Source organism: uncultured Holdemanella sp., from assembly GCF_958348295.1.
GTDB lineage: Bacteria > Bacillota_I > Bacilli_A > Erysipelotrichales > Erysipelotrichaceae > Holdemanella.
In genome coordinates, this window is the sequence record NZ_CATVYQ010000053.1 from 1 (window position 1) to 14,204 (window position 14,204).

Annotated in this window: 12 protein-coding genes; 5 read left to right on the forward strand and 7 right to left on the reverse strand. The window is 31.9% G+C overall.

What is annotated here, in order from left to right:
- A partial coding sequence (locus Q3907_RS09145) for an AAA domain-containing protein (protein WP_301898052.1) occupies nucleotides 1–2,692 on the reverse strand: 2,692 nt, incomplete at its 3' end.
- A gap of 72 nt (nucleotides 2,693–2,764) precedes the next feature.
- Nucleotides 2,765–3,007: a hypothetical protein gene (locus tag Q3907_RS09150; protein ID WP_301898053.1), complete on the reverse strand. Its 243-nt coding sequence runs from the start codon at nucleotides 3,005–3,007 to the stop codon at nucleotides 2,765–2,767.
- Between the two features lie 589 nt (nucleotides 3,008–3,596).
- Here Q3907_RS09150 and Q3907_RS09155 point away from each other — a divergent pair.
- From Q3907_RS09155 to Q3907_RS09165, 3 genes are all read left to right on the forward strand, one after another.
- Entirely contained in the window at nucleotides 3,597–3,791 is a 195-nt protein-coding gene (locus Q3907_RS09155; RefSeq protein WP_301898054.1) for a hypothetical protein, read from the forward strand.
- Nucleotides 3,792–3,976: 185 nt separating this feature from the next.
- The gene (locus tag Q3907_RS09160; RefSeq protein ID WP_301898055.1) at nucleotides 3,977–4,621 is read left to right on the forward strand and encodes a hypothetical protein; all 645 of its coding nucleotides are present in this window, start codon (nucleotides 3,977–3,979) and stop codon (nucleotides 4,619–4,621) included.
- A 140-nt stretch (nucleotides 4,622–4,761) separates the two neighbouring features.
- Complete coding sequence (locus Q3907_RS09165; RefSeq protein ID WP_301898056.1) at nucleotides 4,762–5,199, forward strand: hypothetical protein; 438 nt, start codon at nucleotides 4,762–4,764, stop codon at nucleotides 5,197–5,199.
- Here the strand turns inward: Q3907_RS09165 and Q3907_RS09170 are convergent, their stop codons facing one another.
- The 3 genes from Q3907_RS09170 to Q3907_RS09180 all read right to left on the reverse strand — a co-directional run bounded on the left by Q3907_RS09170 (nucleotide 5,200) and on the right by Q3907_RS09180 (nucleotide 9,190).
- Entirely contained in the window at nucleotides 5,200–5,772 is a 573-nt protein-coding gene (locus tag Q3907_RS09170) for a hypothetical protein (protein WP_301898057.1), read from the reverse strand.
- Nucleotides 5,773–5,784: 12 nt separating this feature from the next.
- Nucleotides 5,785–6,180, reverse strand: a complete 396-nt coding sequence (locus Q3907_RS09175) for a hypothetical protein (protein ID WP_301898058.1) — start codon at nucleotides 6,178–6,180, stop codon at nucleotides 5,785–5,787.
- Between the two features lie 589 nt (nucleotides 6,181–6,769).
- On the reverse strand, nucleotides 6,770–9,190 hold the full coding sequence (locus Q3907_RS09180; protein WP_301898059.1) for a PAS domain-containing hybrid sensor histidine kinase/response regulator: 2,421 nt from the start codon (nucleotides 9,188–9,190) through the stop codon (nucleotides 6,770–6,772).
- Nucleotides 9,191–9,638: 448 nt separating this feature from the next.
- Here Q3907_RS09180 and Q3907_RS09185 point away from each other — a divergent pair, with 448 nt between their 5' ends.
- Nucleotides 9,639–11,054, forward strand: coding sequence for an ATP-binding protein (locus Q3907_RS09185; protein ID WP_301898060.1), 1,416 nt, complete (start codon nucleotides 9,639–9,641; stop codon nucleotides 11,052–11,054).
- Between the two features lie 427 nt (nucleotides 11,055–11,481).
- On the opposite strand, the gene Q3907_RS09190 is transcribed toward Q3907_RS09185, so the two are convergent.
- Both Q3907_RS09190 and Q3907_RS09195 read right to left on the reverse strand, forming a co-directional pair.
- Entirely contained in the window at nucleotides 11,482–11,736 is a 255-nt protein-coding gene (locus Q3907_RS09190; protein ID WP_278737998.1) for a transposase, read from the reverse strand.
- 4 nt (nucleotides 11,737–11,740) lie between these two features.
- Complete coding sequence (locus Q3907_RS09195; protein ID WP_301898061.1) at nucleotides 11,741–12,514, reverse strand: transposase; 774 nt, start codon at nucleotides 12,512–12,514, stop codon at nucleotides 11,741–11,743.
- A gap of 342 nt (nucleotides 12,515–12,856) precedes the next feature.
- On the opposite strand from Q3907_RS09195, the gene Q3907_RS09200 reads away from it, so the two are divergent.
- On the forward strand, nucleotides 12,857–13,327 hold the full coding sequence (locus tag Q3907_RS09200; RefSeq protein WP_278513207.1) for a hypothetical protein: 471 nt from the start codon (nucleotides 12,857–12,859) through the stop codon (nucleotides 13,325–13,327).
- Nucleotides 13,328–14,204 lie beyond the last annotated feature (877 nt).

The following is a 14,204-nucleotide window of genomic DNA, read 5'->3' on the forward strand; positions in this document are numbered from 1 at the left end:
TCGCATCTTTACCTTGAAAAGTATGTACTGTACCAACACAATTTTTTGTCCACTTTGACAAAACTTTCTTATCATACCCTTTTTTTGAAAAGTAGCTAACAATAAACTCACGCATTGATTCCGCAACAGTTCTAAAAGGTGTAATTATAAAAATCTTATCATCTGTCTCAAACAAATCTGAATATATATGTACGGCCTCTTCCAGTAATTCACCTACTTTTACTGCCTGATTTTTTACAAAATGATCCCTATTACCATTTTCATCTCCCTCCACATGAATCCATCCAGATTTTTTTATCAAAAATGGGTTTTCTGGTTTCTGACATTCTTCCTTCTTATTTGTTTTATTAAACATTCTATTATCATATGAAATCAAATTTGAAATAGAAAACATTGGATCTATGCACCTTCTGTGAACAACCAATGGACAACCAACCTGACGATTTCCAATCATACCATTAAACTCATTTATATTATCTGCAAAAGTCTGAGCTGAATTTTCAATCGACTTATAATCATTTTCTACACCTGTATTGTCACCCAATATGTCAATCAGCACTTTAGGAATTGTTACAACAGGTTCTACTTGCAATGGATCCCCTACAACAACTGCTCGCTTCGTTCTATAAATTGCGCCTAAAGCTGACTGTGGAACGGCTTGTCCAGATTCGTCAATGATAAGCATACCTAAACTCTTATTCCCAGCATGTTTTAAAAATCTTCCCACCGAAGCAAAAGTAGAAGATAACACAGGTATCACTACAGACAATGCATTAAACAAATGTGGAAACATCTGTTGTTTTTCTGCTAATGTATATTTCCCATTGTTATATTCTTTATATACAAACAGATTTCTTTTTATACATTTTGATTCTAATACAAACGCTTTTCTCACTTGTAATGAATCATAAAACAATGCCTCCCTAGCCATATCATATTCCTCAAATGTCCATGGACATGCATTCTGCGAGTCCTCAGATGATTTAATATTTTTATAAAAATATTGATCCGCAAGATTATTTTTATATTTATTCTTTAAAGACTCATTATTTCCATATATTTTTTCTTCATCAATCCGTACTTGCTGTTCTAAATCAGATATATCATTGCGTTTCCCTTCAATTTTTGTGCGCACATTTTCAGTACTACTCTCAAAAAAATTATATCTATTCTTAATATCTTCATGTTGAATCAATAAATCATCAACACATTTTTGTTTTTCAGCAACATGCCCACCTATTTTTCCTACCCCCAAAAGAATAAGAAGTTTCTTAAAAATAGAACTATGATCCTTAATATACTTAATTTCCTCTTCGCGTTCGTTAGTTTGATCTTCATTATTTTTTAACTCCAAACTCACCTCATTTAACTGTCTTTCTAATTGCTCCTTTTCTATAAATAACTGTTTTAAATCTAAGTTACTCTTCTCAAGCCTTTCTACCTCTTCATAAAAATCATCCAAGAATTTTTGATCTTTTTTTATACCATCTCTTAATTCTAAAACCTTCTTTTTAGCTATATTAAACTGATCAACAGCATCATCCCACGAAATACTATGTTTTTTTGCACAATCTAATGTCACCTTATCCGAAGCATCATTGGTTTTAGCGAATACACAAGATTTTAAAACTTCAGTAACAAAAGATTTTCTTCCCATACGAGCCGATATTAATCCCCATGCACTTCCTTCTTTGCCCAAAAGATTATCTGCAACTGCTGAAAAATACACTTCTTTATGTATTTTTCTATCGAAATAATCTGTCCTAGTTTTATCCTTTTCCATATCGCATGCTTTTGGTAAATCAAGCGTGATATTTTCTACAGCACCATTATTATTTGATACCACAAGAATTCCATATTTAGTAATTTCTTCCGGTATTTCATAATATTTATCTGTATAACCATCATGAGATGTAGATTCAATCTTCCTAGAAACAAAACCACAATCACCTATTCCATATTTAATTAAAACTTCAGCTTGCTGGACAACGTTAGAAGCAATTATTTCTTTCAAAAGAGTTGTTTTTCCTGTTCCTGGCGGCCCATTTACTGAAAACATTTCCTCATTTCTATCCTTTTCTGAAATAGCTATGTTTATAGCTATTTGCTGCATTAGCGTCGGAGAAAACTTTGATGGATATTTCCCCATTGGAAATCGATCTGCTTCCAACCATTTTTTCATAGAATAAACATCGCTATCTATCATTATCCTATTTTTGTTTTCTTCCAATAATGAGGTGATGTACCTTACCAAATTCTTATTATTCTTATAGTTCTTCTGAATATTTTCTATTTCATCCAAATAAAAACTGGTAAATTCACTTGTTTCATCTTCTTTTTTTAAACCTTTACATGCATATACTTCATTCCAAGCACTTGTTAGCCCAATTTCGCTCTCAGACTCAATATTCAGTTTATTAAATATAATACTTTTTATTTGTTCAACATCCTCAAAATTCAATATTTCTACATTATTTTGTTTAATGATTTCATTTACGTCTTCATTTAGTTTCCGTATATCATCTAGCTTAATATTAACATCTATGCACTCGGCTTTTATCATACGAAGTACTGCATAAAAGAACGGACTAACTTGCACGCCTTCTTCTGTGATTTCCCCATCTAAATCAATCTGAACAGAAAAAATATAAAAACGTCCTGTCAATTCATTGATTTCCTCATATTCTTCCATGTCCAACTTGAACTTTTCAGCCATTCTTGCTACAAAATCTTTGATTTTATAACGACCACAATAAATATTTGCTCAATTGTATAACTTCTCTTCAGGTTTATTCTTCTTCCTCAAATACTCATTATGAGACTTATATCTATCTAATGGCAAAATTTTGTCACTGTTAACATCATAATATGCATCAAAATCATTTTTATTTTCTCCCTCTTTAATTTTTAAAAGCAATTTTGGATAATCTGATGGTGTAAAATATTCTTCTAATTTCCAAAAATTTAATATATCATTACACTTTTCTGTTAAAGAACTATTGCTCATTACATACCTACTTTCTAATCAAAACACACATGACTATGCTTAAATCCCATTATTAAATTTGCACTTTCATCTAACCAGTGCACAGCAATTATTATCACACACATTCCTTACTGATAAATCCAATGTATGAATTGTGATTCTATGTCTTCTAATACATATTTAAATATACACACCTTCTTTATCTTTAACACAGTCATATCCACGTTACTGATAGCTTGTTGTGCCTACGTGTCCTAACCTATTTGTTGATTGTCTACCTGAAAAAATTTGTTTCAGAATAATCTTTGCAGATACATTCCTATTTCTAGAAAAAATTTTATTTTTCACATTCTCTAATACAATTGATCGACTATGACTTTTTGCTGTTTTTGCCTGCAAATCTAGATTCATAGGATGATATATATACATATATATTTGTATAACTAATCAAATACCTTTGTCAATTTAATCATTTAGTTATATACTATTTTTGGGCATATACCCAATAAGGGAGCTAAAGTAAAAAGTTTAAATATCGACTTTAAAACATTTTATGTATACAATAGTTGTATAGATGGAATGTTTTTTATTATTTTGGAAGGTATTTTTTATGACTCAAGATATCAACAAAATGACATTGCAAGAAATTATAGAATATTTGAAGACTAAAAACAGTAGATTGGCAAAGATTGCCACAACTATTGATTTTCAAAAAGCTTTTAAACAAAACGGCATTTCTATACGTTGTCCATATTGTGATAGTTTAAATTTTATTAAAAGCGGCAAGAGTACAAATGGGAATTAAAGATATAAATGTAACCTATGTGGCAAAAGATTTTTACTAACAGCAAATACAATATTTGAAGGTTTTGATTTAACATGGGACGAAATGGTTAAACTTGTCTATTTTGCCATTACCAAATAAAGCATTGAATTTGTTTCCCAAAATGTATGTAAAGCGCCTATAAATAAACAACTTGGCTGCTGGTTATGAAGGTTCTTTACATACTTTCTAGTCTGCCTAAGCCTAAATTAAAAGGGGTAATACAAATTGATGAAAAATATTTTAGAGAGAATCAAAAAGGAAATCAAAAACTCATCTCTTTCTTAGATTCAACAAATAGTCGATATGCTAGGAGACATAATTATCGCAGTGAATGTGGCATTTTTGGACCCGAGTTTGTCAATGTATTATGTGCTGTGGATTCTTTCGGACATTATTATGCTAAATGTGTGTGTTTGGGACCCTTATCTTTTAATGAGTTATCAGATTTAGAAAATCAAATCGAATCCGTTTCTTACATTTGTACGGACAATTTAGAGCTATATAGATTATGGACAAAGAAACATCACTGGAATCACTATATAGAACCTTCTACTTTTAGAAAAGAAAGAAAAGTACGTGGATATATAGATACGAATAATATTTATAAAACATTGACAGAAGCAGATTATAAAAGAGACAGGAAAATCAATGAGCAACTATACAAAGAAAAACTGTATCCCCATATCGAGAATACAGATAAAAAAATTAATTATGATGAATTCATTGCATTACGTTATAAATTTGGATTAACAATCAATGCAGTAAACAGTTTTCATACTCAGCTCGAAAAAGATATTGTAAAATCATAAACTGGTGTAGCCTCAGATTATCTTCCCATATATGTAGGAGCATACCTTTTTAGCTAACTATAAGAAAGAACATCATATTGCATCATTTACAGTAAAGGACGCTGCAAATTTGTTAGTCAATAAATATATGTAAATTCACATTGAATAACAAAAAAGTACCGACCAAAGCAGATATAGAGAAGCTTAATATTCTAGACCTTCCCAGGCCATCTAAAAAAATAATAAATGCATCTAGGCAGAAAATACGAAAAGCAAGACAGATTGTGGTTTGTCAAACGACTTCAGCTGACAAAAGTCCTTATGGGGGAGATTCTACAGCACAGTTTGTATTTAACAAAAGGAAGTTTTTCTTGAATTTAGGTGTTGTTCGATTAAATGAACTAATCAAACAATATGGACTGTACGAAAAAGGATTAACCAAGAGACAAAAGGTTGAAAAGATGTGCAAACTACCTAATGCAGATGACATTATATTTTATGAAATATATCTTCATAAATACGGTTCTGTTGAAGAGTTTACAAAAAGCATAAAGGCCTCTCCTCCAAAAAGGAAGAGAGGTCGTCCAAAGAAATCATAATTATAATTTAAGTTCTTTCTCATATGTAAGTATTTGTTTTTTATCCGGAGTTTTACCAAATACACCATAATATGTTTTTTCGCTAACAATCAAGTTCTCAAGATATATTAATTCTTTTATGACATGCTGTTTTTGAACATCACTCAACATAGGAACTTCAATGTTTCGGATTTCCGTGTCATAAGGAATATCAATATGGGACAGTTCTTCTTTGATTAACAATTTTGAATTCAATATATTTTCAGAAAACTCTAAAGGGTCTATTTGTTCCACAAACCCCTTATCTGTGAAACAAATATAACGCTGCTCAAGTTTTGTTTTAGAGAATTGAGAAAACAAGTATGCATATCTGTTTGGTATGTATTCATTTCTGGCTTTTAAGAAGTATTTTAAGTTGTTTTGATAATTATAATATAGCCCATCCGCAAAAGAATCTTTTTGATATTCTATTTGCTTATCAAAATGTCGTTCAGTATCTACAATATTATAATCACGTTCTAACCAATAATATGGTTTATCTAAATAATCATGTATTATTAATTCCTTTTCAATTGAAAATGGACTTTTAAACATCAAATTAGATTTTTATAAATTCCTTTTAAGATATGTTTTATTACTTCTATATTTTATTAAAAATGTCTTTAAATCCTGTCCTTCAAGTATAGGAATAGTATTTTGTGTTGGAGTATAAATCGAATTAATAGCATTACAATCAACAGGTATCATATTTCTATAATCAAGATATTTTTCGATACCAGAAGGGGTATTCAAGGTAAAATAAAATCGTTTTGTTATATTGCTATATTCTTTACAATGGCTATAACACGGAACCAGCCAAATTATGCCGTATTCTTTAATTTCTGCAATAACGAAAGGTCTACTTCCATTTTTCGTGAAATCTTCATGAATGTTGTGCGAAACAACAAAAGATTTTTTTACTGTACAAATACAGCCTATTTTTAACTCTGATAAATATATCATAATAATAGCCTTTCATAATTGTCTTACAATTCTATAGTATAAAAATCAGATGCCGACTTTTATGTTTGCTGCTTTTATCCTTGTAGCATCCGTTTTTTAGACTATAGAGGCCTTACAGAAAACCATAAAAAAAAGGCTCCTATCGGTGGGAGCTAACACCATAATAGCGACCTACTCTTCACTTATATCCCGCTTATTCAAAACGAACTGAGCAAGCGGCGAACAATCAGAAGTAGCTAACCTCTTATCTTCATACGTATGATACCAACCAGCACGCAAAAAGTCAACCCGTTTTTTTTTATAAAAATGAGTTGCTTCTTTGTGAATGGCCTCTATATATAACTTCCCAATTAGCATGAAAATAATGTATAAAAAATCAAAAAAAAACATTTCAACTTATATAAAAATTTAGTAAATACATATAAAATCTGTTAATATTGTGAGATTTGAAGCAACTCCTTTATTGTGAATATGTCCCCATTTTTTACTGGATCACTTGTATTCTACATATCCAGTTTCCTAAATAAGAGTTGAGCTAAGCCCCCACAAACTTATGTTCAACTCTTTTTTATAGTTCAAAGCGCCCATTTTAACTGCCCGCTTTCTCTTTTAAAATCTCTATAATTTGACTTTGAAGTTTTTCCATATCAATTGGCTTAGAAATATATCCATCCATACCCACATTCAGTGCCTTCTTTTTATCTTCATCAAACGCATTCGCACTCATCGCAATAATTGGAATATTTTGCTTTTCTGGAATCGCCCTAATTTTTTGTGTAGCTAAATACCCATTCATATTTGGCATTTGGATATCCATTAAAATAAAGTCATACGTACCAACCGGTTTTTGAGTCACTTTACCAACACACTGCAAACCATCTCTTGCCAAGTCTACGTATAAGCCACAATCCTCTAATATAATCTTCGCAAATTCTGCATTCAACTCATTATCTTCTGCTAGTAATACATGTTTACCTTCTAAAAAATGCTTAGAAATGGATAAATCCTCATTTTCTGTTTTTACTACCTCTTCATCCACAACCATATGATCTATCGTAATTGTAAAACAACTCCCTTTACCAAGCACACTTTCAACATCAATCGTACCACCCATCATATCTATCAATTTCTTTACAATAGCCATACCAAGACCTGTGCCCATAATATTTACGGAAGCTTCTCGCGTAAATGAATCAAATAGCGTTGGAATAAAACTTTCACTCATTCCAATACCCGTATCTATGATTTGAATTTGATATGTACCATAACCTTCTTTTGAACACTCCAGTTCCTTTACATCCACTGTGACATGACCACCATTCGGTGTATATTTAATGGCATTGCCAATCAAATTCACTAAAATTTCCTTCACCTTCGTACTATCACACAATACTTGTTTATGTTTTATATCCATTTTTGTATCTAATACAATCTCTTTTTCTTTGGCCATAGCACCAAAGACATTCGATACTTCTTCAACCATATCTACAATGGACTCACTACTTTCAACTAACACACTTTTACCACTTTCAATACGAGCCATATTCAATACATCATTAATAATGGAAAGTAATAAATTACCCGACTGCTCGATCTTCTTTTGATAATCCACCAAAACAGGATCTGAAAGCTTCATTTTCATCAATTGATTATATCCAAGAATTACATTCATAGGCGTACGAATATCGTGTGACATATTATTTAAGAAATTTGTCTTAGCATTACTCGCATTTTCAGCTTGAATATAAGCCTTTCTTAACTGTTCCTTTTGAAGACGCTCCTTCTTAATCAAATCATCAATATTTCTTGTACCAATCACAACCGCTCTTGTGCGATCCTTTTTCTTTACATAAGAAACACGAGCCTGATAATATAAAACACCCTCATCCGACATATATTCATAGGTAAAAGAATAATCTTCATTGGTCGATTTCAGTTTTTCAAAGGAAAGTTCTTCTAAAAAACTGTCTCTTGAAGCATCCGAAACCAAATCTTTGGCATAAGCCGGCAACAATTCAGTCCAACGATCATGATAAGACCGACAAAAATCTGCAATACGCTTACCATTACTACCCGCTTCACGATACGAATAGATTTGTCCTTGATCCAACTCCACTAAAAGTACAGAGAAATAATCTTTACTAATCCCTTCAATAATCTCTCTTTGAAGTTCTAAAACATTTTCCTTTTTACGAACCTCATCCATAGGACGAAATCCCATCACAAAACGAAAATGATGCTTTTCATCATATAAACGAATTGCTCTTGCATATAAAGATTCATACCCATTGGAATTTGGATAAATCTGATACTGCAATTCTACCGTCTCATTTTTAAGAAGTGCATTCATAAAAGGAACAGGAGATAAAATATCCATAAAATCTTTACACGACTCTTTTACCAACACACGATCATAGAAATCACGTAAACAACGTGTATAATTCATCTTATCCTTATTCGAAAAATCATCGAACCCTCTATAATTATACATCTTGCCACCATGCTTAACGACAACCATCGTATTCTCCATTAAATCCCCCATGATCACAGTCGAATATTCCATTGTAAGGGCTGTAAGCATTTGATTACGCTCCTCAGCCCTTTTTTCTTTATCCAACATAAAACTTGTAACATCCGTAATATTTCCCTGAAAGAAAAATGTGGAATCTTGTTTTAAAGCCAAATAACAATCCGATACCCAATGATACCCATCCTTACCTTTCAAACGAAAAATCACATTCTGACAAGAACCAACTTTATATTGTTTCCTCAACAAATCTCTATTCTTATCTAAACGAATTTTATCTTCAGGATGTAACATATTCACTAATTTATTATCAAATTCAGTTTCAATTTCTTTTTGCGTCCAATGTAAAGTATTTAAAAAATCATCGCTCATAAACAAAAAAGGATATCCCTCATCTACAGAACACCTATAGTATCCTTTAAGCAACCTATACACTTCATCCAACTCCATATTATTCTTCTTTTGACGCTTAAAAAATTTCATATTATACCCCGAATTTCATGTAAACTCTTACAAATATAATAACAACACAACCTTCATTTGTCACGATAAAATAAACAAACATTTTTTTGTTATATTTAATATTTTTAAATACTTATAGTTATATTTCTCTATTATATTAGAATAAAGACATGCTATAATTTATCCATTAGATGAATAAAAGAAGCCCAATTTTTATACATCTAACACATTTCGACGTGAGGACTAGCCCTTCCCAAAAACTAAACATAGCTAGTTCTCTATTTTTTTTGCGTTTAGATGTTATAATGAAATTGGCTGAGTACTAATCCTTGGCTTGTAACCAACTTAAGCTGACAAATCCCACATACTTGTCAGCTTTTTCTTATATGAAGAAACTTGACTAATCACCTTATGATTATATAATATAAACGAATTTATCATAAGTTGATTTATCATAAGGAGGGTAATCATGAGATTCATAGGCAGAAAAAACGAATTGCATACATTAAATACAGAATATAATCGTAACAGTAGCTTTGTGGTTATTTATGGACGACGCCGTGTTGGAAAAACAACACTGATCAAAGAGTTCTTAAAGAATAAAACTACATTCTATTATCTTGCGACCGAGGAATTAGAAAGCCAAAGTATGAAACGACTTGCTAATGTTATAGCTCGTACTACAAAAAACACATTGCTACAAAAAATAGAATTTACAGATTGGTTGGATTTATTTCAACTAATTGCTGACTATAAACCAGAAGAAAAAAAAGTCCTTGTCATTGATGAATTTCCATATCTAGTAAAAACAAATTCAGCATTCCCTTCGATCCTACAAAATGCATGGGACGAATTTTTAAAAGACAGTAACGTAATGTTGATTCTGTCCGGTTCCTTGATTGGTATGATGCAAAAACATGCACTTTCTTATGATAGCCCACTATATGGTCGTAGAACAGCACAAATGCGTTTGACGCCACTACCATTCACTAGTATTTATGAAACACAAAATCTTCCTTTTGAACAAGCCGTAGAACAATTTGCTCTAACAGGTGGTGTACCAAAATATTTGGAGTTTTTTGAAGACGGAAGACCTTTAGAAGAACAGCTTAAAGATGCCGTTTTTTCTAAGAATGGCTTTTTATATGAAGAACCCAATTTTTTATTAAAAAGCGAATCCTTAACAGCCGTAAACTATTTTTCAATTATTAAGACAATTGCAGACGGCAATCATAAACTCGGTAAAATTGCAAGTGCATTAGGACAAGAATCTTCATCACTTACACCTTATCTATCTACACTTTCGGATCTTGGTTTCATTGAAAAACGAACACCAATCACAGAAAAGAATCCAGAAAAATCACGTAAAGGATTGTATTTCATTGCAGATAATTTCCTTCGTTTTTGGTTTTGCTATGTCTACCCTTACAAAGGTGAATTGGAATTAGACAATATGCAAATTGTACTAGACGAAATTCATAAAGATTTTAAAGAAAAATTTGTTGCCTTTGCTTATGAAGATATCTGTAAGGACATTTTCGCAAAACTATGCAGTAACAACGCAATTTCATTTGTACCATCACGCATTGGATCTTATTGGTTAAATGATTATGATGGAGATACAGAAATCGATGTCATGTCTGTAGACCATCAAAATAAACAAGTTTTTGCTGGAGAATGTAAATATCATACAAAACCAGTAGATGCCCCCGTATACTTTACATTAAAAGAAAAAGTAGATAACGCCGCAGAAATACGCAAATCTTTCCCAAAATATAACATTATCTATGGCTTATTTAGTAAAAGTGGTTTTACAAAACGTATGCTCGATATCGCAAAGGAAAACCCAAATATACTTCTAATTCATGAAGATCATTTATTGTAATTTATATTTTTAGCTGACAAATCCCACGTACTTGTCCAATGCCATTTAGTTAAGAATAACGAGACTGTTTAGATTGGTTCATCTAAGCAGTCTTTTTATTTGCTTTCACGACAAAAAGTGTAGCATTTCTGCTACATCGTTGGACATGTGGTCATAAGTATCAATCGAAACGGTAATTGAAGGAGACTGGAGCTTTAGGTTTCAGTTTTCTTTTATTTTGCCGATTTCTGCGAACAGGAAGAATTTCCTTAGCGATAATATCACAAATATAAGTAGGAACTTTCACTTTCTTAAGGCGTTCACGAATGATATGAAAAGCCCGAACAAAGTTGAGTTGATTTTCATATTTACGTTTTTGCTTGGCAATATCGATTTCATTCGTAATTCGGCTACAAAAGTTGTAAAGTAACATCTTAGCGTAGATTTCCTATTCAATCGGGTTTCGCTTTTTAGAATGCAACGTATTTAAATCTAAATCATATTTCAACTCACGATAACTGGTTTCAATTCCCCAGCGTAGATGATACAGCTCTTTGATATCCTGCATACCGAATTCATCTTTAGCTAAATTTGTTACAATGCATTCATATGTATCCTCCGTAATCTTAAAGCGAACCACTCGACACTCAAAATCATAAAAAGAAGTATCTCCAAAATAATCAAATTGCTGATTTTGTGGCACAAATTTATAGAGAAAGGATGAGATTTAATATCATTTGTCTGCTTTTTGTAGTCAGTGTTCGTTTGGTCCAAACATCGAATTCTTCGTATGGGAATGGTCCAAAGCCACGTAACATCCCAGTGGAATGAATATCCTTGACTCGAACCAGATACTTATTTCCTGATAATTTAATCTTCTCAAAGGAATTGATGGATTCATACCCTCTGTCTGCAATAAAGATAGCTTCATCGCCTTTATAGCGTTCTACCATTTTATTCAATGCATCCCGTTCATTCTGTACAGCCTGTCCCTGTAAAATAACATCATCATAGGTGTATTCTAAAACATCATAGCTTGTATTCAGATGAAAAGCAGAGAACGGCTTATCGGAATTGTTAGCCTTTTGGATTGTTGTTTTCTTATCCTTGATTTCAGAAGTAATAGGTAATGTAGAACCATCTAAAGCTAAAAGACGGTATCCATTATATAACTTAGGCTTTCTTGTTCTGCCATTAAATAAATTGAATAAAATATGAAAAGTATCAGGTTTAATTTTATCTCTTGCCTGTATAAAAGAAGACACAGTTGGCGTATCTAGGTTGTATCCAAACAGTTTATACAGTTCATCTTTTAATGAGCCGCCTTCTAATAACAAAACATTCATCAATGTGTTCCCAAACAGATGCTTTCTTTTTTGAGTAAAATCCTTTTCTGGATTGACAACAAATAAAGAAGAGGATTCATCCAATTGATATATGCATTGTTTTAATATCTTTTTCATGCGTTTAAATTTGTTCATAAGTATGCTCCTGTAATCGTATATTTATAAACAAATAACATATTTTTGAATCAGAGCATAAAAATATGAATCAACATTCAAATTGACAATCACATGTACGCTTGCTAAAATAGAGTTGTAAAAAGAAGTACATTACTAGCTAATTAGTTAGTTAGTATGAAAGTTTGCCGCTGACCAATATGCGGGGTATAAATGGTTGGGTTGAAAGTTTACCGCTGACCAATATGCGGAATATAAATGGTTGGGTTGAAAGTAAAATCCTTCGCCATTAGGTGAAGGATTTTTCGTTACAAAATATCTTCAAAACATTTATTACTTTTTGAAGATAATGAGGATACAAAGATGAAAAAAACAGGTTTTTATATTATCAAAGATCAATTTTTTGAAGATATGAACGATCCGTATCTCAAAGGAAATAAATCAGGAAATAGACCACATTATTATTGTTTTGAAGATTCAACAACTGGAATATATTGGATGATTCCTTTATCTAGCCGTATTGAAAAATACAGGCGTATCACGCAAAAGAAAGAACAAGCAGGAAAGCCATGTGATATCATTCATATTGTTAAACTAGATGATAGTCGTGAAAGTGCATTTCTCATACAAGATATGTTTCCAATAACAGATGAATATATTGAGCGAGAATACACAATCTCCGGAAATCAATTACTATTAACAAGTAATCATGTTGCCAAAGAAATTGAGCAAAAAGCAAAAAAGGTAATGAGTATGCTGAAAAGAGGAATTAAATTCACTCCTACGCAGCCAGATGTGATAACAATATTAGAAAAACTAAAACAGAGTAAATAAAAAACTATAAATATTTGATAATTATCAAATATCTATTTTAGAGAAAGTAACAAATACCAATGTCATTAAGTTAAGCTAACAGGATAGTGACAGCGGTAAATTCTTATTAAGTTAAGCTTGGATACAATTCTATATCCAGACCTTTAGTTACGTTACAGTTAAAAATGTGGTATTTAAGGCATGACGAAAAGGCAAATTTTTGAATCAGAGGGTAAGGGGGAACTACGTAAAATTTATTTGCATTTTTCAAAAAGTGTAGTATATTAATTATGACGAAGGCGCATGTTGCGCAAACTGGGTTGCTAACCTTTATCTCTAGAAGATAAGGCGCTGCCCTTTTATTTTATAAAAGTGGAGTAGCTTATGAATTACCGTCAACTTCCCGCAATATTTATACATCTATACAAATAAACATCCCGTTGTGCTGTCACAACGGGTATTCTTTTATGATTCATTTAATGTGATATTTTAGTGCTATTTCACATGTGGTATTTCTCTGTTCCGAAACCAAAATATTAATATACAAAAAAGTGTTAGACCTAATATCATCTAACACTTTCAAAAACAATACTAGCGGTTTTCTGCTGGCTGTCAGCCACGATACCCTACAGAGTATCTGTATGACGTGGTTGGAACTTTTAAGTCTCCAACCTAGACTCATCTTTTCTCCCCGATGCGGGCGCGATATCCTACTGAATATCTAAATGTCTTGGACACTTTACCCTGCTCCAAGTGCAGTACAGCTTTTACGTGCCGCTACACGGTACTCTCTGTACACCCATATTGAACTAACACACTCTAACGAGTGTGGGCTTTTTTTTAATATAGCCTAGTTCTTCTCCTGTTTCTTATTCTATCATAGTTTTGTCTTTATTTT